This window comes from Streptomyces sp. NPDC030840 (genome assembly GCF_055572015.1).
The window spans coordinates 802,699-825,079 of record NZ_JBVIEE010000001.1; the positions used below are offsets into that span (position 1 = coordinate 802,699).

The 22,381-nt window shown below is 70.1% G+C and carries 20 protein-coding genes and 2 pseudogenes; 8 read left to right on the forward strand and 14 right to left on the reverse strand.

The annotated features are described in order from the left end of the window. Positions 1-79: 79 nt before the first annotated feature. From ACZ49J_RS03365 to fasR, 3 genes are all read right to left on the reverse strand, one after another. Positions 80-1,111, reverse strand: a complete 1,032-nt coding sequence (locus tag ACZ49J_RS03365) for a beta-ketoacyl-ACP synthase 3 (protein WP_467447568.1) — start codon at positions 1,109-1,111, stop codon at positions 80-82. A 19-nt stretch (positions 1,112-1,130) separates the two neighbouring features. Beyond that, positions 1,131-2,102 carry an ACP S-malonyltransferase gene (locus ACZ49J_RS03370; protein ID WP_467447569.1) on the reverse strand — a complete coding sequence of 324 codons (972 nt, stop codon included), beginning with the start codon at positions 2,100-2,102 and terminating at the stop codon, positions 1,131-1,133. A gap of 89 nt (positions 2,103-2,191) precedes the next feature. After that, the gene (fasR, locus tag ACZ49J_RS03375) at positions 2,192-3,388 is read right to left on the reverse strand and encodes a fatty acid biosynthesis transcriptional regulator FasR (RefSeq protein WP_467447570.1); all 1,197 of its coding nucleotides are present in this window, start codon (positions 3,386-3,388) and stop codon (positions 2,192-2,194) included. Between the two features lie 63 nt (positions 3,389-3,451). Between fasR and ACZ49J_RS03380 the strand changes: the two genes are divergently transcribed. Continuing rightward, positions 3,452-4,108 carry a pirin family protein gene (locus tag ACZ49J_RS03380; protein ID WP_467447704.1) on the forward strand — a complete coding sequence of 219 codons (657 nt, stop codon included), beginning with the start codon at positions 3,452-3,454 and terminating at the stop codon, positions 4,106-4,108. A gap of 123 nt (positions 4,109-4,231) precedes the next feature. On the opposite strand, the gene ACZ49J_RS03385 is transcribed toward ACZ49J_RS03380, so the two are convergent. Both ACZ49J_RS03385 and ACZ49J_RS03390 read right to left on the reverse strand, forming a co-directional pair. After that, complete coding sequence (locus ACZ49J_RS03385; RefSeq protein ID WP_467447571.1) at positions 4,232-5,062, reverse strand: M55 family metallopeptidase; 831 nt, start codon at positions 5,060-5,062, stop codon at positions 4,232-4,234. 168 nt (positions 5,063-5,230) lie between these two features. Beyond that, positions 5,231-5,725: pseudogene (locus ACZ49J_RS03390) on the reverse strand (GNAT family N-acetyltransferase). 245 nt (positions 5,726-5,970) lie between these two features. Here ACZ49J_RS03390 and ACZ49J_RS03395 point away from each other — a divergent pair. The 3 genes and pseudogenes from ACZ49J_RS03395 to ACZ49J_RS03405 form a co-directional block, all read left to right on the forward strand. Further along, a complete protein-coding gene (locus ACZ49J_RS03395) occupies positions 5,971-7,161 on the forward strand; it encodes a cytochrome P450 (protein WP_467447572.1) in 1,191 nt (396 codons plus the stop codon). Between the two features lie 7 nt (positions 7,162-7,168). After that, entirely contained in the window at positions 7,169-7,378 is a 210-nt protein-coding gene (locus tag ACZ49J_RS03400) for a ferredoxin (protein WP_467447573.1), read from the forward strand. Positions 7,379-7,606: 228 nt separating this feature from the next. Next, positions 7,607-7,744, forward strand: a pseudogene (locus ACZ49J_RS03405) (ATP-binding protein); the annotation flags it as partial. Positions 7,745-7,903: 159 nt separating this feature from the next. On the opposite strand, the gene ACZ49J_RS03410 reads toward ACZ49J_RS03405, so the two are convergent. Both ACZ49J_RS03410 and ACZ49J_RS03415 read right to left on the reverse strand, forming a co-directional pair. Beyond that, on the reverse strand, positions 7,904-8,725 hold the full coding sequence (locus tag ACZ49J_RS03410) for a serine hydrolase domain-containing protein (RefSeq protein ID WP_467447574.1): 822 nt from the start codon (positions 8,723-8,725) through the stop codon (positions 7,904-7,906). Between the two features lie 19 nt (positions 8,726-8,744). Next, the gene (locus tag ACZ49J_RS03415; protein WP_467447576.1) at positions 8,745-9,215 is read right to left on the reverse strand and encodes a GNAT family N-acetyltransferase; all 471 of its coding nucleotides are present in this window, start codon (positions 9,213-9,215) and stop codon (positions 8,745-8,747) included. 96 nt (positions 9,216-9,311) lie between these two features. Between ACZ49J_RS03415 and ACZ49J_RS03420 the strand changes: the two genes are divergently transcribed. Next, positions 9,312-9,773, forward strand: coding sequence for a MerR family transcriptional regulator (locus tag ACZ49J_RS03420; protein WP_467447577.1), 462 nt, complete (start codon positions 9,312-9,314; stop codon positions 9,771-9,773). Next, entirely contained in the window at positions 9,773-10,789 is a 1,017-nt protein-coding gene (locus ACZ49J_RS03425) for an aldo/keto reductase (RefSeq protein WP_467447578.1), read from the forward strand. The genes ACZ49J_RS03420 and ACZ49J_RS03425 overlap by 1 nt, the downstream gene beginning before the upstream one ends. A 30-nt stretch (positions 10,790-10,819) precedes the next feature. Here ACZ49J_RS03425 and ACZ49J_RS03430 read toward each other — a convergent pair whose 3' ends face one another. The 5 genes from ACZ49J_RS03430 to ACZ49J_RS03450 form a co-directional block, all read right to left on the reverse strand. Beyond that, a complete protein-coding gene (locus tag ACZ49J_RS03430; RefSeq protein ID WP_467447579.1) occupies positions 10,820-11,518 on the reverse strand; it encodes a response regulator in 699 nt (232 codons plus the stop codon). After that, entirely contained in the window at positions 11,515-12,816 is a 1,302-nt protein-coding gene (locus ACZ49J_RS03435; protein WP_467447580.1) for a sensor histidine kinase, read from the reverse strand. The genes ACZ49J_RS03430 and ACZ49J_RS03435 overlap by 4 nt, the downstream gene beginning before the upstream one ends. A gap of 238 nt (positions 12,817-13,054) precedes the next feature. Then, complete coding sequence (locus ACZ49J_RS03440; RefSeq protein ID WP_467447581.1) at positions 13,055-13,906, reverse strand: DUF4429 domain-containing protein; 852 nt, start codon at positions 13,904-13,906, stop codon at positions 13,055-13,057. A 76-nt stretch (positions 13,907-13,982) separates the two neighbouring features. Continuing rightward, complete coding sequence (locus ACZ49J_RS03445) at positions 13,983-15,200, reverse strand: alpha/beta hydrolase (protein WP_467447582.1); 1,218 nt, start codon at positions 15,198-15,200, stop codon at positions 13,983-13,985. Between the two features lie 117 nt (positions 15,201-15,317). Beyond that, positions 15,318-15,959 (reverse strand): TetR family transcriptional regulator, encoded by a 642-nt coding sequence (locus ACZ49J_RS03450; protein WP_467447583.1) that lies wholly within the window; start codon positions 15,957-15,959, stop codon positions 15,318-15,320. Between the two features lie 152 nt (positions 15,960-16,111). Between ACZ49J_RS03450 and ACZ49J_RS03455 the strand changes: the two genes are divergently transcribed. Both ACZ49J_RS03455 and ACZ49J_RS03460 read left to right on the forward strand, forming a co-directional pair. Beyond that, positions 16,112-17,731, forward strand: coding sequence for an MFS transporter (locus tag ACZ49J_RS03455; RefSeq protein WP_467447584.1), 1,620 nt, complete (start codon positions 16,112-16,114; stop codon positions 17,729-17,731). Between the two features lie 227 nt (positions 17,732-17,958). Then, on the forward strand, positions 17,959-18,267 hold the full coding sequence (locus ACZ49J_RS03460; RefSeq protein ID WP_467447585.1) for a small hydrophobic protein: 309 nt from the start codon (positions 17,959-17,961) through the stop codon (positions 18,265-18,267). A 141-nt stretch (positions 18,268-18,408) separates the two neighbouring features. On the opposite strand, the gene ACZ49J_RS03465 is transcribed toward ACZ49J_RS03460, so the two are convergent. Then, positions 18,409-19,164, reverse strand: a complete 756-nt coding sequence (locus tag ACZ49J_RS03465; protein WP_467447586.1) for a potassium channel family protein — start codon at positions 19,162-19,164, stop codon at positions 18,409-18,411. 113 nt (positions 19,165-19,277) lie between these two features. Further along, positions 19,278-22,025 carry a pyruvate dehydrogenase (acetyl-transferring), homodimeric type gene (gene aceE, locus ACZ49J_RS03470; protein ID WP_467447587.1) on the reverse strand — a complete coding sequence of 916 codons (2,748 nt, stop codon included), beginning with the start codon at positions 22,023-22,025 and terminating at the stop codon, positions 19,278-19,280. Between the last annotated feature and the right edge of the window lie 356 nt (positions 22,026-22,381).

Sequence of the window (22,381 nt, forward strand, 5' to 3'; positions counted from 1 at the left end):
ATCCAGAGGGTGTGGCGCCCGCCGCGTTGGCGGCAGGTGGTGCATTCCCGCACCGGAAGCATGATCCGGCACGGAGTGCCTAGGGGAGGGTAACGACCGTAGCCGCGTACACGAGACCCGCCCCGAAGCCGATGACGAGCGCGGTGTCGCCGCTCTTCGCCTCGCCGGTCGCCAGGAGCCGCTCCATCGCGAGCGGGATCGAGGCGGCCGAGGTGTTGCCGGTGGTACGGATGTCACGGGCGACCGTGACGTGCTCCGGCAGTTTCAGGGTCTTCACCATCGAGTCGATGATCCGCACGTTGGCCTGGTGCGGGATGAAGACGTCCAGGTCGTCCGGGGTGATCCCGGCCGCGTCCAGCGCCTGCTGGGCGACCTTCGCCATCTCGAACACGGCCCAGCGGAACACCGCCTGGCCCTCCTGCGTGATCGCGGGGAACTTGACGTTGCCCGCGCTGTCCAGCGGGAGTTCGGAGAGATCGCCGTTCCGGAACCTGTCCCACGGCACCGTCTGCTTGATGGTCTCGGACTTGTCGCCCTCCGAGCCCCAGACGGTCGGGCCGATGTGCGGCTCGTCGGAGGGGCCGACCACGACGGCTCCGGCGCCGTCGCCGAACAGGAAGGCCGTGGCCCGGTCCTCCAGGTCGGTCAGGTCGCTCAGCCGCTCCACGCCGATGACGAGTACGTACTCCGCGGAGCCCTCGACGACCATGCCCTTGGCCAGCGTCAGCCCGTAGCCGAAGCCCGCGCAGCCCGCCGAGATGTCGAACGCGGCGGCCTTGTCGGTGCCCAGCTTGTCGGCGATCTCGGTGGCGACGGCCGGGGTCTGGCTGAAGTGCGAGACGGTCGAGACGACCACGGCGCCGATCTGCTCCGCCGTGATCCCGGCGTCGGCGATGGCCTTGCCGGACGCCTCGATCGACATGGCGGCGACGGTCTCCTCGTCGTTCGCCCAGTGCCGGGTCTCGATGCCGGAGCGCGAGCGGATCCACTCGTCGGACGAGTCGATCGTCTCCAGGATCACCTCGTTGGGCACCACACGGGTCGGGCGGTAACCGCCGACACCGAGGATGCGCGCGTAGGGTGCGCCCTTGCGTGCCTTGATCTTCGACATTGCTCTGCGGGCTCCTCGGTCAGGCGCCCGCCGCGTCAGCGGCAGGCGTTGACGCCTCTGCGATGAGCTCGCGAGCAGCGTCGAGGTCGTCGGGGGTCTTGAGCGCCAGCGTCTTCACGCCGGGCAGCGCGCGCTTGGCGAGACCCGTGAGCGTGCCGCCGGGGCACACCTCGACGAGCGCGGTCACGCCCAGCTCCTTGAAGGTCTCCATGCACAGGTCCCAGCGCACCGGGTTGGCGACCTGCCCGACCAGGCGGGAGAGCACCTCGGCGCCGGTGGCGACGACCTGACCGTCCTTGTTGGACACATAGGTGACCTTGGGCTCGGCCGGCGTCAGCGCCTCGGCGGCGGCCGCGAGGGCGCTCACCGCCGGGGCCATGTGGTGCGTGTGGAAGGCACCGGCGACCTTGAGAGCGATGACCTTGCGCACGCCCTCCGGCTTGTCCTCGTTCAGCGCGGCGAGCTGCTCCAGGGTGCCGGCGGCCACGATCTGGCCCGCGCCGTTGACGTTCGCCGGGGTCAGGCCCAGCCTCTCCAGGTGCGGGACCGTCGTCTCGGGGTCGCCGCCGAGCAGCGCGGCCATGCCGGTCTCGGTGATCGCGGCGGCCTCGGCCATGGCCAGACCCCGCTTGCGTACGAGGCTCAGGGCGGCGGTGTCGTCGAGGACGCCCGCGAACGCGGCGGCGGTGATCTCACCGACGCTGTGGCCGGCGACCGCACCGGGAGCCACGTCCGCGCCCGCCGCGTCAGCGGCTGATGTCCGGATACCCAGTGCCGCGGCGGACAGGAGACCGGCGGCGACCAGCAGCGGCTGGGCCACGGCGGTGTCGCGGATCGCGTCCGCGTCGGCCTTCGTGCCGTAGTGGGCGAGGTCCAGTCCGATGGCGTCCGACCACGCGCCGAGACGGTCGGCGGCGCCGGGCAGTTCGAGCCAGGGGGTCAGGAAGCCGGGCGTCTGAGCGCCCTGGCCGGGAGCGACGAGTACGAGCACTCTCACACTCTCTCTTGGGGACGGCCGGAGCCGCCCGTGGGGACAGGGACGAAGAACACGGGGGCGTTTTGTGGACCCCCGACAAAAAGCTAGGCCGGGAGATCCCCGTCGACCAGACGCCCGAGGATCAACGCGATACGCAGTGTGAACGCGGAGCGTACATCAGAGGGTGACCAGCCGGTGACATCAGTCACACGTCGAAGCCGGTAGCGCACGGTGTTGGGATGGACGAAAAGCATCCGTGCGGCGCCTTCGAGACTTGACGCCTGTTCAAGATAGACGCTGAGGGTCTCCAGGAGCGCCGAGCCGGCCTCCTCCAGTGGTCTGTAGATCTCCTCCACCAATTGCTCGCGAGCGCTCGGATCCCCGGCGATCGCGCGCTCCGGAAGCAGATCGTCGGCCAGAACCGGCCGGGGCGCGTCCTGCCAGGCGGAACACGCCTTGAGCCCGGCCGCGGCCGCCTGCGCGGATCGCGTGGCGGCCAGCAGATCGGGCACGATCGGGCCCGCGACCACCGGACCCGCGGCATAGGGCCCGATCAGCGACTTCGCCACCTGCAGCGGATCGTTGCTGCCGCCCGCGATGACGACGAGCCGGTCGCCCAGCACCCCCGTGAGCACCTGCAGCTTGGCGTGCCGGGCCGCGCGCCGGATCGCCTCGACGGTCAGCTCGCTGTCACCGTCGGGGGCGGTCCCCAGGACCACGCACACGTGCTCGGGAGCGTTCCAGCCGAGCGCGGCCGCACGGGAGACGGCTCCCTCGTCGGCCTCGCCCGACAGCACGGCGTTCACCACGAGCGACTCCAGCCGGGCGTCCCACGCGCCGCGTGCCTCGGCGGCCTGGGCGTACACCTGGGCGGTGGCGAAGGCGATCTCACGCGCGTACACGAGCAGCGCCTCGCGCAGGACGGACTCGTCCCCGGGAGCAGCCACTTCGTCAATGGCGCTCTCCATCACCTCGATGGTCGTCCGCACCATCTCCACGGTCTGCCGCAGGGTGATGGCCCGGGTCAGCTCACGCGGAGCGGTCCCGAAGACATCGGTGGAGATGGCCTGCGGGGCGTCCGGGTGCCGGAACCATTCTGTGAAGGCCGCGATACCGGCCTGCGCGACCAGCCCGATCCACGAACGGTTCTCCGGCGGCATCGCCCGGTACCACGGCAGCGTCTCGTCCATGCGCGCGATGGCCTGGGCGGCGAGGCTTCCGGACGACTTCTCCAGGCGCTTCAGCGTGCCGGAGTGCGGGTGGACGTCGTGGGGTGAGGACTTGCTGGCTGCTTCGGACACGGGACAAGACTGCCTTATCGGAACGCCGGGGTGAGGCGGTGGGTCGCTACCGTGTAGTACGTGATGGACGTACGGCGCTCCGGTGAGCGCTACAGCGGCGGTGACGCCTCGGCCGGGATCTCCTCTCTGCACGCCTTCTCCTTCGGCCCGCACTACGACCCGGACAACCTCCGCTTCGGGCCGTTGCTCGCCTGCAACGAGGAGCGGCTGGCTCCTGGCGCGGGCTTCGACGAGCACCCGCACAGCCACACCGAGATCGTGACGTGGGTGGTGGAGGGGGAGCTGACGCACCGCGACTCCACCGGGCACGAGACGGTGGTCCGGCCCGGGGACGTCCAGCGGCTCAGCTCCGCGGGCGGTGTCCGTCACGTCGAACGCAACGACGGCTCCGTCCCCCTGACCTTCGTCCAGATGTGGCTGGCGCCCCTGGAGCCCGGCGGCGACCCCGCGTACGAGATCGTCCACGGCATCGCCGACTCCACGCCGTACGCGGTGCCGGAGGCGGGTGCCATGCTGCACGTGCGGCGGCTGGGGGCGGGTGAGCGTACGGCGGTTCCGGACGCGGAGTGGGTGTACGTGCACGTGGTGCGGGGGGAGATGCGGCTGGACGGGGTGGAGCTGGGGGTTGGTGACTCGGCCAGGATCACGGACGGGAAGGACCTGGAGGCGATGGCGGTGTCGGAGGCCGAGGTGCTGGTCTGGGAGATGGCCGTCGGCTGAGCGCGCGTGGTGGTGTGGCTTCCTGCCGTCTCGGGCGCTGCGTTTCGGCGTGAGCGCCTGCCCGGGCACGCTGATCGCAGTCCGGGGCGAGAACCGATGTCCGCCCAGCCGTTGTCGCGGCGGTCAACAATACGGTGGCTGGTTGGTCAGGGAGGCCGCCACTCGCATCCCCACGCCGAACAGCCGATAGAGGCTGGGCAGGGTGCCCTGCGCCTGGACGGTCCGCGTGTCTGTCAAAGTGATCCCTGGAATGCCCAGGAGCGTCGAGGCCACTGAAGCCGACTGCCAGCGGACCGTGAGGATGGACAGGTCCGCGGGGACCTCCGACGCTTTCCGCACTCTGGAGAGACTGGCAGCTACTGCTTTCTCGATTGCCGCACGTGCTTCTTCCACTGGTCGTAGATCTGCCGCGAATCGGTCCCGCGCGGACTTCACGGCCACGGTCGTCACCGAGGAGTCCCATTCCGTCATCTCTGTGCAGGCACAGTCGTCACCGGTGAGGACCGTCACCGGAACGCCGATCGCGCCCGCGGTGGCGTGGGCCGGGCCGATCTCGCCCACGGGCCGGCCGTCCAGCCACATGTCCTCGATTTCGTGCCCCATGAAGCTGTGGCTCAGTACGCCGAGCGTGCCGGCCCGTGAGTGGTAGCCGACGCAGATCACGGCGTCGTGCTCGGGGGCGAGGCCTTCGAGCATGCCCATCTGCTTGGGCCTGCCACGGATGAGGCGGGCTGCCGGGTGCAGCGACTCGGGCAGGATGTTGCGCATCGGGCCGTGTGCATCGTTGACGGTGATATCTGTTGCACCGGCCGCGACAGCGTCGCGGACGGCGGCGTTGACGTCCTCCGCCGTCATCAGCCGTCCGCGCTCGTAGTCCCGGCCGCCGGGCTGGACGTCGTCGGCGTCCACGAGCCCGGTGACGCCTTCCATATCCGCACTGATGTAGATCCGCACTGCGCTGTCTCCTCAGGCTTGATCGCTCAGGAGATGTCCGCTGTTCTTCCTTTGGTTCCTCCATCAGCTTGCGACCAACTGCTTTCGGCCTGGACGAGACGACTCTTCAAGCTCCCAACCTGCACCGAAGTGCTATTCGATGTGCCGTGCGAGGATCGAACGCAGCTCTCAGGCATCCCTGTGCCGTGTGTGCACATGGCCGTCGAGAGGGAAGGCGGGCGGCTCTGCGGGCAGGACCTTGTCGAAGTTGTCTTGGCTCTTCTGCGCCACGCGGCACGAGGCGGGGTTGTCCATCTGGTGCAGGAGTTCTCATCGCTGCAGGCCGTCAGCCCACGAGCGTCTCAAAGGCCCAGCCGGTGAGCGCCTCCAGGGCTCGGGGAGCTACCCCTCGCCCGCGAGCGTGCGCCGCAGTCCAGTAGCCCACTGCGGCCGAACCTTTGCCGGGGCCACGTCCTTGAGAACCGCATCGCCGACCAACCGCCCGCGATCTGAATTGCGTTGCATTCCAAGGACCGCAAAGCTGAACCGGACACCTGCCCCCCGCCCCCGTTCCTGGGCCTGCACCCAGCGGACCGCGTCGGCCTCGTTGTCCACAACAGAGCCCGTCCAGTGGCGCAGTGCGGGATCCCGGTATGCCTCGACCAGTGCCGCGACGTCGTCCATACGCCACGGGCGAAGCAGGAAAGCAGGCGAGGACGGCGTCGCAGCCACACACAGGATGACGGTGTCATTCACCAGCCGATCGTCAGTGGCGTTCACATCCACGGGCGTGGTGCACGACGGCTGCCCGAAGGAGTTCGGCCAGATCTGCGTTCGGTGGATCTGGCCGAACTTCACGGTGGCCTCATAGGTGCCCCGGGCATCTAATGAAGATCGCCAAGACGACCCTTCGCTTGCGAGGTCATTCGATGACGGAACCGGTCACCTTCCCCCAGGACCGAACCTGCCCCTACCACCCGCCGACCGCCTACGAACCCCTGGCCCAAGCCCGCCCTCTCTCCCGGATCACCCTCTACGACGGCCGTGAGGTCTGGGTTGTCACCGGGCACGCCGCAGCCCGCGAACTACTCGTCGACCAGCGGCTGTCCACCCGTCGCGACCGCCCCGGCTTCCCGATGACCAACGCCCGGGTCGCCGGAATCCGTGACCGCCGGGCGGCCCTGCTCGGCGTCGACGATCCGGAGCACAACACCCAGCGGCGCATGCTGATCCCCAGTTTCACCCTCAAACGGACCGCTGCACTTCGGCCACGCATCCAGGAAACGGTCGACAAACTTCTCGACGCGATGGAGACGCAGGGCCCGCCGGCCGAGCTGGTGACCGTGTTCGCGCTGCCCGTACCGTCCATGGTGATCTGCGCACTGCTCGGCGTCCCGTACGCGGACCACGACTTCTTCGAGACCCAGTCCCGCCGGCTGCTGCGCGGCCCGGACGTCATCGACGTGCTCGACGCGCGCGACCAACTGGAGTCGTACCTCGGCGAGTTGATTGACCGCAAGAAAAGGGACCCGGGCGAGGGCCTCCTGGACGAGCTGATCCACGATCAGCTGCGTGACGGCCGGACCGACCGCGCGGAGCTGGTCGCCCTGGCCCTGATCCTGCTCGTCGCCGGGCACGAGACCACCGCGAACATGATCTCGCTCGGCACCTTCACCCTGCTCCGCCACCCCGAGCAACTGGACCAACTGCGCACTGACCCCTCCCTGATGCCCACGGCCGTGGAGGAACTGCTGCGCTTCCTTTCCATCGCCGACGGGCTGCTCAGGTCCGCCACCGAGGACATCGACATCGCCGGTACGACGATCCGGGCCGGCGAGGGCGTCGTGTTCGCCACCTCCGTCATCAACCGGGACGCCGGTATGTTCCCCGAGCCGGACGCCCTCGACTGGCAGCGCCCGGCTCGCCATCATGTGGCGTTCGGCTTCGGCATCCACCAGTGCCTCGGCCAGAACCTGGCCCGCGCCGAGATGGAGATCGCACTGCACTCGCTCTTCGCCCGCTTTCCGGGGCTACGGCTCGCCGCACCGGCCGAGGAACTCCGCTGGAAGCCCGGCGACACCATCCAGGGGATGCTCGAACTCCCCGTCACCTGGGGGTGAGCCGGCCGTGCACATCGACATCGACAAGGACGTCTGTATCGGCGCCGGTCAGTGCGCACTGACCGCGCCCACGGTGTTCACCCAGGACGACGACGGTTTCAGCGAGGTCCTGCCGGGCCGCGCGGACGGTGGCGGGGAGGCGCTGCTGAAGGAGGCGGCCCGTGCCTGCCCGGTGGGTGCCATCCGCCTCAGCGACCAGGGCGCGTACGAGTCGTGATCAATCTGCGGGCTTCGCGTGCGCGGCGGGGTCCGGAGGCGGTAGATCTTCTTGCGTGACGCGCGTGCAACTGACGGATGCTGAGTGGGGGTTCATCGGGCCGTACCTGCCGATCGGCGAGTACGGCCCCTGCCCCGAGCGGCTGCGGTAGCAGTTCGAGGGGTGATCTGGTGGTTCAGGACCGGCTGACAGTGCCTGCTGGAGGCCGCCGACGCGGCCGAACTCGCGGTGACGGAACTCCTCGCCAACGTCGTCCGGCACGTACCCGGCCGTCGCTGTGGCATCTGCTTCCTGCTCCTGCCCGGCGCGGTACGGGTGGAGGTCTCCGACAGCTGCCCCCGACTGCCCGCTGCGGTGGCGGCGGACGCATTCGCTGACAGCGGGCGCGGACTCCTCCTCGTCGAGGCGGTGACCGACCGGTGGGGTGTCACGCCATACCCCACCGGAAGCGGCAAGACCGCGTGTTCGAGTGCCTGGCCAAGACGCCGGACGTATCGATCGGAACCTGTACCGACCGCGACTCTCTCAGTGCCCCAGCTCCGCCAGCACGGCATCCGTGAACGGCGTCCACGCCTCCACCGCCCACGGCCCGAAGGCACGGTCGGTCAGCGCGACGCACGCGACCCCCGCCACCGGGTCGACCCACAGGAACGTCCCCGACTGCCCGAAGTGACCGAAGGTCCGCGGCGAGGACGACGCCCCGGTCCAGTGCGGCGACTTGGAGTCGCGGATCTCGAAGCCGAGCCCCCAGTCGTTGGGGTTCTGGTGCCCGTACCCCGGCAGCACCCCCTTCGTGCCGGGGTAGTGGACGCTCATCGCCTCCGCCACCGTCCGCGCGTCCAGCAGCCGCGGCGCCTGCACCTCCGCCGCGAACCGCACGAGATCGTCCACCGTCGAGACTCCGTCCTTGGCGGGCGAGCCGTCGAGCGAGGTCGACGCCATCCCGAGCGGCTCCAGCACCGCCTGCCGCGCGTACTCCGCGAACGGAATGTCCGTGGCCTTCGCCACATGGTCGCCCAGCGCCTCGAATCCCGCGTTGGAGTACAGCCGCCGCTCCCCGGGCGCGGACGTCACCCGGTGCTCGTCGAAGGCCAGCCCGGAGGTGTGGGCGAGGAGGTGCCGGACCGTGGAGCCGGGCGGGCCCGCCGGCTCGTCCAGTTCCACGGCCCCCTCCTCGTACGCGACCAGCACGGCGTACGCCGCGAGCGGCTTGGTGACCGAGGCCAGCGGGAAGCGGTGCCGGGTCGGGCCGTACGACCCGAGGACGGTGCCGTCCGCACGCACGACGGCCGCCGCGGCGGTGGCCACCGGCCAGTTCTCGATCAGGGCCAGGCTCTCAAGGGACATGTGTACGAGGTTATGCCGCTCACAAACGCAGCCGCATCAAGGGGTCCGGTGTGCGCTGGAAACCGAGCGAGGCGTACAGGTGCCGGGCCTCGGCGGAGGCCGTGAGGTCGACCTGCCCCGCGCCCTTCTCGCGGAACCAGCCCAGCAGCGCCTCCATGCAGGCGCGGGCATGGCCCCGGCGGCGCTGGTCCGGGTCCGTGGCCACGCTGAACACGTACCCGGCCCTGCCGTGCGGGTTCCGGGCCCGCCCGATCCGGTACTCGACCGTCCCGACCACCAGCGCGGCGAGCGCCCCCGGCCTGGACGGGTGGTCGACCACGAAGGCCGCGAAGTCCCCGTCAGCGTCGGCCAGTTTGGCGCGTATCGTCGGCAGGGACTCCGTCTGCCAGTCGGTGGAGGTGTCCGCCCCCGCCATCGCATCGATCATCACCTGACGCAGGCGCAGTACTTCCTCCGCGTCCTCGGGCACCGCACGGCGTACGAGACTCATGATCCGCACGGTAACCAGTGCGGCTGTGAGGCGTCGTCGGAATTTCATCCGGTCCCGCTTGCCTGGAGTGCACTCCAGGGTCCTAGCGTTGAGGTCATGACGGTGATGGAGACAGCAGGCACCAGGACCGACAGCTGCGCCGCCGCATGGCACGCCGACCGGCGTCCCGACGGCCAGGACAAGTACACGATCAGCGAGGTCGTCGCCCTCACCGGCCTGACGGCCCACACCCTGCGCTGGTACGAGCGCATCGGACTGATGCCGCACATCGACCGCTCCCACACCGGCCAGCGCCGCTACCGCAACCGCGACCTGGACTGGCTCGACCTCGTCGGCAAGCTCCGGCTCACCGGAATGCCGGTCGCGGACATGGTGCGGTACGCGGAACTGGTCCGCGAGGGCGACCACACGTACGCGGACCGTTTCGAGCTGCTGAAGTCCACCCGCGAGGACGTGCTGGCCAGGATCGCCGAGCTGCAGGACACGCTCGCGGTGCTCGACCGGAAGATCAATTTCTATGCGGACGCCGGGCGGGCCCTGGCGTCGGAAAGGTCCTGATGACGGACGGCAAGATCACGACAGTACGGCTGGGAGACGGCGGACCCGAGGTCTCCGTGCAGGGCCTCGGCTGCATGGGCATGAGCTTCGGGTACGGTCCCTCGGACGCCGGGGAGTCGCGGGCGACCCTGGAACGAGCGCTGGAACTCGGCGTCTCGTTCTATGACACGGCCGACATGTACGGCATGGGGGAGAACGAGAAGTTCCTGTCGCCCTTCTTCAAGGCGCACCGGGACGAGGTCGTCATCGCCACGAAGTTCGCCCTCTCGATCCCGGCGGACGACCCCACGCGGCGGGTCATCCGCAACGACCCGCCCTACATCCGTAGTTGTGTGGAGGCCAGCCTGAAGCGCCTGGGCGTCGAGGCGATCGACCTCTACTACATGCACCGGCGGGACCCGGACGTGCCGATCGAGGAGAGCGTCGGCACCATGGCCGAGCTGGTCCGCGAGGGCAAGGTGAAGCACCTCGGGCTGAGCGAGGTCACCGGCGGCGAACTGCGGGCCGCCCAGGCCGTGCACCCCATCGCCGCCGTGCAGTCGGAGTGGTCGCTGTTCAGCCGGGACATCGAGGCGGGCGTCGTGCCGGCCGCCCGCGAGCTCGGTGTGGCCCTCGTGCCGTACTCACCGCTCGGCCGGGGCTTCCTGACGGGCTCCTTCACCAACGCCGAGAAGGATCTGACCGCCGACGACGCCCGCCGTCAGTACCCCCGCTTCACCGGTGACAACGCCGCCGCCAACGCGGTGCTCCTGGAGCCGGTCCGCTCGGTCGCCAAGTCCCACGGCGTCTCGCTCAGCCAGGTCGCCCTGGCGTGGGTCCACCAGCAGGCACAGGTGCACGGCCTGCCGGTCGTGCCCATCCCGGGCACCCGCAAGCGCAGCCGGGTGGAGGAGAACGTGGCCGCGGCGGGCATCGTCCTCACCGACGACGAGCTGGCCCTCCTGGAGCCGATCGCGGCCGAGGTGGCGGGCGACCGCTACGCGGACATGTCGTTCACCTCGGTGGGCCGGGAGTAGGCGCCCCGGCCCGGCCACCGGCCGGGCCCGTCACGCCCGGCGGTCGGCGTCGCCGGGCGTGACCAGTCCCGACTCGTAGGCGAAGATCACGGCCTGCGCGCGGTCGCGCAGGTCCAGCTTCGCCAGGACGCGGCCGATGTGGGTCTTCACCGTCTGCTCGGCGAGCACCAGGTGGTCCGCGATCTCCTGGTTGGACAGACCGCGGGCGATCAGCTCCAGCACCTCGGTCTCGCGCGGCGTCAGCCCCTTCAGCCGCCGCGCCCGGTTCCTGCGCGGGGCGGGCCGCTGCCGCACGAAGTCGGCGATCAGACGACGGGTCACCTTCGGGGCGAGCAACGCGTCCCCCGCCGCCACCACACGCACCGCCGCGATCAGGTCGGCCGGCGGCGCGTCCTTGAGGAGGAACCCCGAGGCCCCGGCGCGCAGCGCCTCGTACACGTAGTCGTCCACGTCGAACGTGGTCAGCATCAGCACCTTCGGGCGGTGCGCCACGGCTTCCCCGGGGCCTTCGGGGTCCAGCAGCTCGCGCGCGGCCGCCAGGCCGTCCAGCTCCGGCATCCGTACGTCCATGAGGACGACGTCGGGCCGCGTCCGGCGTCCCAGCTCGACGCCCTGCCTGCCGTCCGCGGCCTCGCCCACGACGTCGATGTCGCTCTGCGCGGCGAGCAGGGCGGCGAACCCGGCGCGGACCATGGCCTGGTCGTCGACGACGATCACCCGGATGGTCATGGAGAGGAGGGATTCCCTTCGTGGGGCGTGTCGCCGGGCGTGGTCATCGGGAGCCGTGCCGCCACGCGGAACCCCCCGTCGGGCAGCGGCCCGGCGTCGAGGGTGCCGCCGACCAACCGTACGCGCTCGCCCATGCCCACCAGACCGTGCCCCGTGCCGCCCCACTCCGGACTCGGAACCGGCTTCGTGGCGCGCCCGTTGACGACGAGCACCGTCAGGTGGCCGTCGTCCGTGGAGAGCGACACCCGGGTGGGGGCGCCGGGGGCGTGCCGCACGACGTTCGCCAGGGCCTCCTGCACGATGCGGTAGGCGGACAGGCCGACGGCCGGCGACACCTTCACGGGGCCCTCCGTCAGGCCGGGCTCCGGAAGGGACAGTTCGACCGGGACGCCGCCGCGTCTGGTCGCCTCGACGAGCTGGGGCAGTTTGCCGAGCCCCGGCTGCGGGGCCCGTTCGTCCCGCGCGTCCTCGCTGCGCAGCACCTGGAGCAGCCGTCGCATCTCCCCGATCGACTCGCGGGCACCGGCGGCTATCGACTCGAACTCCTCGCGCACCTCGTCGGACACACCGGAGAGCCGGTACGGGGCGGAGTCCGCCTGGACCGAGATCACCGTCATGTGGTGGGCCACGACGTCGTGCAACTCCCGTGCGATCCGGGTCCGTTCCTCCAGGAGGGTGAGCCGGGCCCGCTCGGTCTCGCTGATGGCCTCCTGCTCGACGAGCCGGCGCCGGGTCTCGCCGCGCTCCCGCAGCAGCGAACCGAGCAGCAGCACGGCACCGCTGAGGACGACGAACAGGACGCTGCTGTCCGGGCCGTCCGGACCCACCGGGTCACGGAACGCGCTCAGCAGGATGCTCGCGACCACGGTGACCAGCCAGACGTTGAGCACCGTACGGCGTGTCTCGCGCAGGGAGACCGCCAGACACAGGGCCAGATAGCCCACGACGGCCACGGGGGTCCACGGAGCCTGCCGGCCGGCCACGTCGGCCTGCACCACCACGAACGCCCCCGCGATGTCCGCCACGATGACGATCCGCCACGCCCGCAGGGGATGGATCACGGCCAGCAGCAGGGGTGCGCCCTGGGCGAAGCCGAGCATGACCGCGAGGCCGCCGTTCACGCCGTAGTCGGTCACCAGGATCTGGGCGGTGGCGGGGATCAGGACGGCGGCGAGCCCCACCGCGACCACGTACGGCACCCTCCGCATCCACGGCCGGGGGGCCCGCGCGAGCAGCGCCTCCCCCGCCCAGGGCGGGATACGGGGCTCGTGCTCGGGAGACGTCGATTCACTGCTCATGGCCTCAAGACCCTAGGCAGCGGGCGCCGTCGAGCCGTCATACCAGGGAGCCGAGCTTCATGTCATACCCAGGTATGAGTGGTGTGCCCCGCCGGGGGCGCGGGGCTGTGCCGATATGCGGCTCCACCGCGTGGGCGCGAGCAACCACGACGGACCCGCACCCAAGAACGCACCCGCACCAAAGACGCACCCGCACCCCAACGGACCCGTACCGAAGAACGCACCCGCACCCAACGGGCTAGAGCTCCGCCAGCAGCTCCGCCTTCTTCGTGCTGAACTCCTCGTCCGTCACCAGCCCCGCCTCGTGCAACTCACCCAGGTGCCGGATGCGATCGGCGATATCGGCAGGGTCACGTCGCGGCGACGCGGCAGCCACCGCACCCGACGGACCCGCGGAGCGCACCGCGGCCAGGACCGCGGCGGCGAACGGCAGCGACTCGTGCACCGGCCCGTACCCGAGCCCGAACACCACGGACGCGGGGTCCTGGTCGGCCTGCGGCGGCGTCCCGTCCGCGTCGCGGCTGAGCAGCCGCAGATGCCCCTCGAAGAGCTCGGGGGAGCGCCACTCGACACCGCTCAGCCCGGCGACGGGAAAGCTCTGGTCGCCTGCCTTCCACTTCGCCGAGGAGGCCCCCGTCCAGAACCACCGGAACGACACGGACTTCCCGTCGAAGGACGCCTTCCCGTCGTACGCCTTGAACTGCAGCGGCGCCTCGGGCGGCGCCACGAGGTACCGCTCGGCCGGGCTGTCGTCCTCGGTGATCCGCGCGCGCAGCTCGTCCGCGTAGTACTCGGCGAGGGTCTCCCGGTCGGCGGGCAGGACGAGGCGGTACGGGTCGCAGGCCTCCTTCAGCTGGCCCGCGGCCGCCTCCATCAGCGGGTCGGCGCCCGGTCGTGGCACGGCGTGCAGGACGACGGTCCCGCGCTTCCCCTGTGTCAGCGTCACCGCCGCGATCGCTTCCAGGGGAATGCGCCGCTCGCCGAGTGCCTGGAACAGCTTCGGCGTGCGGATTCCCCGTTCGAAGCGGATGAGCACGGAGTCCGGCTCGAACTCCCAGGCGGCATGAAATCCAGCCAGAACGTCACCCATGCGGCTCATCGTATGCGTGAGGCGCGTCTTCGTCCCCTCCTCCGGCAGGCGGTGATTCCTTCGTCCTCTACGCGCGTCAGGCCGCCACGGCGGCGGACAAACCCTCCTGACACGCGTTTTCCTTGTGTTTCTGGTCCGCGCAGTGCACCGCGTCATACGCGCCAACACCGATCTCGGCGAAGTTGCGCAGGCTCTCGGTGCCGGGCTCGAAGTAGCCCGCGTGACCCTTCGCACCGTCCGCCGACAGTACCCGCGCCCCGAACGCCGAGGACACCGGGTCGGCGCCGTGGCCGAGGCCGCCGACCTCCAGGTAGGGCACGTCCTGGATCCAGTCGTCGGCGTCCCGGGTCGCCCAGACCCGGGCCGAGGTGTGCAGCTGGGACGCCTTGTCGGCGCGCATGCCGGGGCTGCCCGCCACCGCGATGTCGGAGACCCGGGCGGGCAACTGGCGTGCGGCGACCCCGCACAGCACCGACCCGTAGCTGTGGCAGTACAGCGCGACGGACGACTTGCCGGGCAGTGCCCGCACCAGCGCGTTGAGCCGGACGGCTCCCTGCTGGGCGCGCAGCGCGGTGGCCGCCTCCATGCCGAGCCCGCTGGGCGAGGTGTAGTCGGCCCAGGCGATCACCGCCGTACGGGTCGTGGGGTCGGCCGCGCGCTCGGCCGTGTACAGGGCGCTCGCCATGCCGGCGGGAGCCGAGTACCTGCGGTTGGTGCGCTGGAACGTGAGCACGTCGGTGTCGACGCCGGGCACGACCACCGAGACGCGCTCGGCCTCGGGGAGGTCACCGAAGACCTCGGCGACCCGGCCCGAGCCCTCGGGGTCGAAGGCGAGGATCCGCCGCCCCGGCTCCATCAGGTCCTCGAAGCGGTGCATACGGCGGCCCGCGTCGTACTGGCCGACGTCGGAGAGCCGCTTGTCGTGCATGCGTTCGAGCTCGATGTCGCGTTGCTCTTCCAGTGCGACGCGGTTCGCTCTGTACCGCACCTCCACGGGCGCGCCGTTCATGTTGCCGACCGCGAGCGGGTAGCGGTCGGCGAGGCGGGTGCGCTGCCGTTCGGTGAGCGAGGCGAAGAAGTGGGCGAGCCGACCTGGGGAGGAGTCGGCGTCCGGCAGCGCGCGGCCGTCGATGTGCCCGTGGTTCCACGCGGAGAGCGAGGCCTGCAGCGGGGACGAGCCCCGGTGGCCGCGGATCGCGGTCCAGCCGGTCGTCGCCAGCATCACGAACACGACGGCCAGCGCGAGGAGTGCGCGCCAGACGTTGAGTTGGGGAGAGGTGTCGAAGGAAGTCACTGAAAGGACACACTAGGAGAACGGAAGGGTCTCGCGTTAACCGAGTGAGCGGGATCACGTTTCGCGCGCAGGCGTTTCACATACCTCTCGCGTTCATCCGCGTGTCGCCCCCGCTTTTCACCCCGTACGCCACTTCCCCGCCAACACCGGCCCCACCGCGTCGAGATACGTGGCGGTCAGCGCGCGCAGCTCGGGCATGCCGAGGCTTCCATCCGTTCCCCAGAGCCGCTCCATGACCCTGATCACACCGGCGAAGAGGGCCACCGCCACGCGCGGCCGCGGGTCGGTGTCCACGTCGAGTCCCTCGCGTTCGGCGATGACCCGCGCCACCTCCTCGGCCACCTCGTCGTTGCGGCGCAGGTGGGCGGCGAGGAGCGCGGGCGTGGACTCGGTCAGCCGGCACATGCGCAGGTAGAGGTCGATCGGCACGACCTGCTCGACGGCCTCGCCGATGGTGTCCCAGCCCTCCAGCACGGCGTTGCGCAGCGCCTCCAACGGGGCCTCGTCGAGGGGTCGTTCGCGTACGGCCGCGACGAACCGCGCGTGGGTGATCTCCTGGACGGCGAACGCCGCGTCCTCCTTGCCCGCGAAGTAGCGGAAGAAGGTGCGCTGCGAGACGCCGACGGCCTCGGCGATCTCGTCGACGGTCGTGTCCTCGTACCCCTGGGTGGTGAACAGCTCCAGGGCGGCACGCAGCAAGGCGTCCCGGGTGCGCTGCTTCTTGCGTTCGCGCAGTCCCGGAGGGGTCGCCGTGTCCATGAGCCCTCTTCTTCTCGACGGTCCGGCCGGCGCGCTGTCCGGCCGGCTCAGGTGGCCGTTCGCCGAGCTCAGCCTATCCGTGAGTGACGTGACAGTTACCGACTTGTGAACCAGTTTGTCAATTGTCAGTGACTGTCATTAGCCTCGGGCGCATGACTAGTCAGACCACCATCGACACGACGGGGCCGGGGGACGGGATCCCTGTCGCGCCGTCGGACCAGCGGCCCTCCACGGGGCTGCGCGGCCATCCCTGGTTCACTCTCATCACCGTGGCCGTGGGGGTCATGATGGTGGCCCTCGACGGCACCATCGTGGCCATCGCCAACCCGGCGATCCAGAAGGACCTGAACGCCAGCATCGCCGACGTCCAGTGGATCACCAACGGCTACTTCCTCGCCCTCGCGGTCACCCTGATCACCGCGGGCAAGCTCGGCGACCGCTTCGGGCACCGTCAGACGTTCCTCATCGGCGTGGTGGGCTTCGCGCTCGCCTCCGGGGTCATCGGCCTGTCCAGCTCCATCGCCATGGTCGTCACCTTCCGCGTCCTCCAGGGCCTGTTCGGCGCGCTGCTCATGCCGGCCGCGCTCGGCCTGCTGCGGGCCACGTTCCCGGCCGAGAAGCTGAACATGGCGATCGGCATCTGGGGCATGGTCATCGGCGCCTCCACGGCCGGCGGCCCGATCCTCGGCGGTGTGCTGGTCGAGCACGTCAACTGGCAGTCGGTCTTCTTCATCAACGTGCCCGTAGGCGTCCTCGCCGTCGTCCTCGGCGTCTGGATGCTGCTCGACCACCGCGCGGAGAACGCGCCGCGCTCCTTCGACATCCTGGGCATCGCCCTGCTGTCGGCCGCCATGTTCTGCCTGGTGTGGGCGCTCATCAAGGCCCCCGACTGGGGCTGGGGCGACGGTATGACGTGGACCTTCATCGGCGCCTCCGTGCTCGGTTTCGCGCTCTTCGCCCTCTGGGAGACGAAGGTGAAGGAGCCGCTGATCCCCCTGGCGCTGTTCCGCTCGGTCCCGCTCTCCGCGGGCGTCGTCCTGATGGTCCTCATGGCCATCGCGTTCATGGGCGGGCTGTTCTTCGTCACGTTCTACCTCCAGAACGTGCACGGAATGAGCCCCATCGACGCCGGTCTGCACCTTCTCCCGCTCACCGGCATGATGATCGTCGGCTCCCCGCTCGCGGGCGCGATGATCACCAAGCTGGGCCCGCGCGTCCCGCTCGCCGGCGGCATGGCGGCCACCGCCATCGCCATGTACGGCATGTCCACGCTGGAGACGGACACCGGCAGCGCCGCGATGTCGCTCTGGTTCGCGCTCCTCGGACTCGGCCTCGCCCCGGTCATGGTGGGCGCCACCGAGGTCATCGTGGGCAACGCGCCGATGGAGCTCTCCGGTGTCGCGGGCGGCCTCCAGCAGGCCGCGATGCAGATCGGCGGCAGCCTCGGCACGGCGGTCCTGGGTGCCGTGATGGCCTCCAAGGTGGACAGCGACCTGCCGGGCAACTGGAAGGAGGCGGGCCTCCCGCCGCTCACCGGCACCCAGCTCGACCAGGCCTCCGAGGCCGTCCAGGTCGGCATGCCCCCCGTCGCCAAGGGCACGCCCGAGGCGATCGCCGCGAAGATCACCGAGGTCGCGCACGACACGTTCATGTCCGGCATGGGCCTCGCCAGTCTCGTGGCCTCCGGCGTCGCGGTGGTCGCCGTCCTGGTGGCCCTGCTCACCAAGCGAGGGGAGAACGCGGAGGCGGGCGCCGGGGTAGGCCATATCTAGACCCCTCGGTCCGGGGCCGGTTCGCCTGTCCGGGTGACCGGCCTCAAGATCCCTCGCACCACACGCGCGCCGCAGGTCACAGTTAGTCAGGTTCTCCGCACGACGTGGGGGCCGGACCGGTCCTGCGGCGCGCTGCCGGAGGGGGGCAGCGCGCGGGCAGGTTCAAGCTACGAAACGGGGGGTACCCGCCGCATCGACCCGAACTGACGACAAGGTTCAGGGAGTTGATGATGGCGGGCTTCGGGCACGGAACGCGCAGGCACCCCCGCTCACGTGGCCGGACGTGGTCACGGACCGGGCCGGATCGCGCGACGCTGGGAATCATCGGGCTCGTCTGCGCGGTCGCGGGCTTCTTCACTCTCGGGATCGTCCTCGGTCCCGCCGCGATCGTCTGCGGCTGGCTCGCGATGGGCCGCAGCTGGACCGGACCCCGCCCCGTCCCGGCACTCGTCGCCGTGGTGCTGGGCGCCATCGACACGCTCCTGGCGATCATCCTGCTCGCCGGGACCACATCTCCCGCGAACGGATTCTTCTGATCCGCGGGGAGTGAGGGAAGGAACGACGGGTCCCCTCGGCCTTCGGCCGAGGGGACCCGTCGTTCAGGGGCGCGGGGCTGTGTCGATATGCGGCTCCGCCGCGTGGGAGCGACAAGCCACGACGCACCCGCAAGCGCACCGTCAACGGCGCTGCTTCTCCAACGCCTCAGGCCGCGCACGCGACAACGCGGCGACCTCGGCCCGAAGCGCCCGAACCTCCTCCGTCAGCTCGGCGATCGCCGCCGTCTGCCGCCGCTCCTCCACGTCATCCATCTCGAACCGCGAAATGAACCACGCCGCGATGTTCGCCGTCACCACACCGAGCAGCGCGATCCCGGACAGCATCAGCCCCACCGCGAGCATCCGCCCCAGCCCGGTCGTCGGCGCGTGATCCCCGTACCCGACCGTCGTCATCGTCGTGAACGACCACCACACGGCGTCGCCCAGCGTCTTGATGTTCCCGTCCGGGGAGTTGCGCTCCACCGACAGCACCGCCAGTGAGCCGAACATCAGCAGCCCGACCACCGAGCCGCCGACGTACGTCGTGAGCCTTATCTGCGTGGCCACCCGCGCCCGCTGCCCGACGAGCAGCAACGTGGACACGAGCCGCAGCAGTCTCAGCGGCTGGATCAGCGGCAGGAGGACCGCGCACAGGTCGAGCCAGTGCGTCCGCACGAACCGCGCGCGCTCATCGGCCAGCAGCAGCCGTATGAGGTAGTCGAGCGCGAACGCGCCCCACACGGCCCATTCCACGGCCGTGCACAGCCGCTCCACGTCCTGGCCCGCCTCGGGCCACACGATCGGGACGGCATAGGCGACGGCGAACGCGACGGCCAACCCGAACAGCGGCCGTTGCGTTCGCTGTTCCCAACGGACTTGCGCAGGTCGGTCTTTCATGGCCGCATCGTAGAGAACGTAAAGGATTGGTGCGCGCCCCTGAAAGGGGCGCGGGGAACTGCGCGAACAGCCCCCACGCCCCGCACGCAACAAACCGGCCTCAAGCGGAGCGCCTACGCGTCTCCGCCGGCGGCGCCGGGGTCGGCCGCCGACACGTCCAGCAACTGGTACCGGTCGATCGCCTGCTTCAGCACCGACCGGTCGACCTTCCCCTCACGCGCCAGCTCGGTCAGCACCGCGACCACGATCGACTGCGCGTCGATGTGGAAGAAGCGCCGCGCCGCACCCCGGGTGTCGGCGAAGCCGAAGCCGTCCGCGCCCAGCGACTGGTACGTGCCCGGCACCCAGCGCGCGATCTGGTCCGGAACCGACCGCATCCAGTCCGACACGGCCACGAACGGACCCTCGGCGCCAGTCAGCTTCCGCGTCACGTACGGAACGAGCTGCTCCTCCTCGGGGTGGAGCAGGTTGTGCCGCTCCACCTCGACGGCCTCGCGGCGCAGCTCGTTCCAGGAGGTCGCCGACCAGACGTCCGCCTTCACGTTCCACTCGGAGGCGAGGATCGCCTGCGCCTCCAGGGCCCACGGCACGGCGACGCCCGACGCGATGATCTGCGCCGGGATGGTGCCCGCCTCGCCGGTCCGGAAGCGGTGGATGCCCTTGAGGATGCCCTCTACGTCCACATCCGCCGGCTCGGCCGGGTGCTGGATCGGCTCGTTGTAGACGGTCAGGTAGTAGAAGACGTCCTCGCCGTGCGGGTGCTCCTCGGAGGAGCCGTACATCCGGCGCAGACCGTCCTGCACGATGTGCGCGATCTCGAACCCGTACGCCGGGTCGTACGCGACGCACGCGGGGTTGGTGGAGGCGAGCAGCTGCGAGTGGCCGTCCGCGTGCTGGAGACCTTCGCCGGTCAGGGTCGTACGGCCGGCGGTCGCGCCCAGTACGAAACCGCGCGCCAGCTGGTCGCCCATCTGCCAGAACTGGTCGCCGGTGCGCTGGAAACCGAACATCGAGTAGAAGACGTACACCGGGATCAGCGGTTCGCCGTGCGTGGCGTACGACGAACCGGCGGCGATCAGCGACGCGGTGCAGCCCGCCTCCGAGATGCCGTCGTGCAGCATCTGGCCGGACGGCGACTCCTTGTAGGCGAGGAGTAGATCGCGGTCCACCGCCTCGTACTGCTGGCCGAGCGGGTTGTAAATCTTCGCGCTCGGGAAGAACGAGTCCATGCCGAAGGTGCGGTACTCGTCGGGCGCGATCAGCACGAACCGCTTGCCGAGCTCCTTGTCCCGCATGAGGTCCTTCAGCAGCCGGACGAACGCCATCGTCGTGGCGATCGACTGCTGACCCGACCCCTTCTTCACACTCGCGTACGTCTTGTCGCCCGGCAGCTGGAGCGGCTTCGACCGCACGAGGCGGGTCGGGACGTACCCGTCGAGACCCTTGCGGCGGTCGTGCATGTACTGGATCTCCTCGGAGTCCCGCCCCGGGTGGTAGTACGGCGGGACACCGCTCTCCAGCTCCTTGTCCGAGATGGGCAGATGGAGCCGGTCACGGAAGCCCTTGAGGTCGGCGACCGTCAGCTTCTTCATCTGGTGCGTCGCGTTGCGGCCCTCGAAGTTCGGGCCGAGCGTCCAGCCCTTGACCGTCTTGGCGAGGATGACCGTCGGCTGGCCCTTGTGGGCACGGGCCGCCGCGTACGCCGCGTAGATCTTCCGGTGGTCGTGACCGCCGCGGCCCAGGTGCAGGATCTGGTCGTCGGTCATGTGCTCGACCATCGCGCGCAGCCGGTGGTCGCCGCCGAAGAAGTGGTCCCGGATGTACGCGCCCGTCTCGGTGGCGTACGTCTGGAACTGGCCGTCCGGCGTGGTGTTCATCTTGTTGACCAGCACACCGTCGCGGTCCTGCGCCAGCAGCGGGTCCCACGAGCGGTCCCACACCAGCTTGATCACGTTCCAGCCGGCGCCCCGGAAGACCGATTCCAGCTCCTGGATGACCTTGCCGTTGCCGCGCACCGGGCCGTCGAGCCGCTGGAGGTTGCAGTTGACCACGAAGGTCAGGTTGTCGAGGCCCTCGCGGGCGGCCAGGGTCAGCTGGCCGAGCGACTCGGGCTCGTCCATCTCACCGTCGCCCAGGAACGCCCACACGTGGGACTGCGAGGTGTCCGCGATCCCGCGCGCCTGCAGGTACCGGTTCATCCGCGCCTGGTAGATCGCACCGATCGGCCCGAGGCCCATCGACACGGTCGGGAACTCCCAGAAGTCGGGCATCAGCCGCGGGTGCGGGTAGCTCGACAGCCCGTACGGCGTCTTGGACTTCTCCTGCCGGAACGCGTCGAGGTGCTGCTCGCCGAGCCGGTCCAGGAGGAACGCGCGGGCGTAGATGCCGGGGGAGGCGTGCCCCTGGAAGAAGATCTGGTCGCCGCCGTCGCCGCGGTCCTTGCCGCGGAAGAAGTGGTTGAAGCCCACGTCGTAGAGCGAGGCGGAGGACGCGAAGGTGGCGATGTGCCCACCTACGCCGATGCCCGGACGCTGGGCCCGGGACACCATCACGGCGGCGTTCCACCGCGTGGCGTTGAGAATTCTCCGCTCGATCTCCTCGTTGCCGGGGAAGAACGGTTCGTCCTTGGTGGCGATGGTGTTGACGTAGTCCGTGCTGCGCATCTCGGGCACGGCCACGCGCTTCTCGCGGGCCCGCTCGATCAGCCGGAGCATCAGGTAGCGCGCCCGCTCACGGCCGCGCTCGTCCACGGCGGCGTCGAGCGAGTCGAGCCACTCCTGGGTCTCCTCGGGGTCGAAGTCAGGGACCTGACTCGGAAGGCCGCCAATGATGATCGGGTTGCGATCGGATCCGGAAGCCACGCTGTTCCTTCGCTGTCAGAGGGCCACTCTTCTATGTGCCTGCACCGTTCCCCATCGTGTACCTCGGGAACGCAAACGTCACCTCTACCCTGGGGTAACCAGGACGTTCGCACGGGCGCTTGGGGCGGGCCCGAGCAAAACGCAACGATACGCCCGGGCTGTGGAGTGTTCCGTAAGCGCATTCGCCTCTCGTACCCTCGGATGGTTACCGAATACGCATACCGGGCAGAACGGTGTGGCGCGTGTCACCCTTCTCTTGTGATTCCATGCCTGGAGTTGCGGCGACACGGCCAGGATCGTCACCGTTTCGGCGGTCTCGGTGGCTGGGTACTTGCGCGATCCGTCCCGCCCGTGTG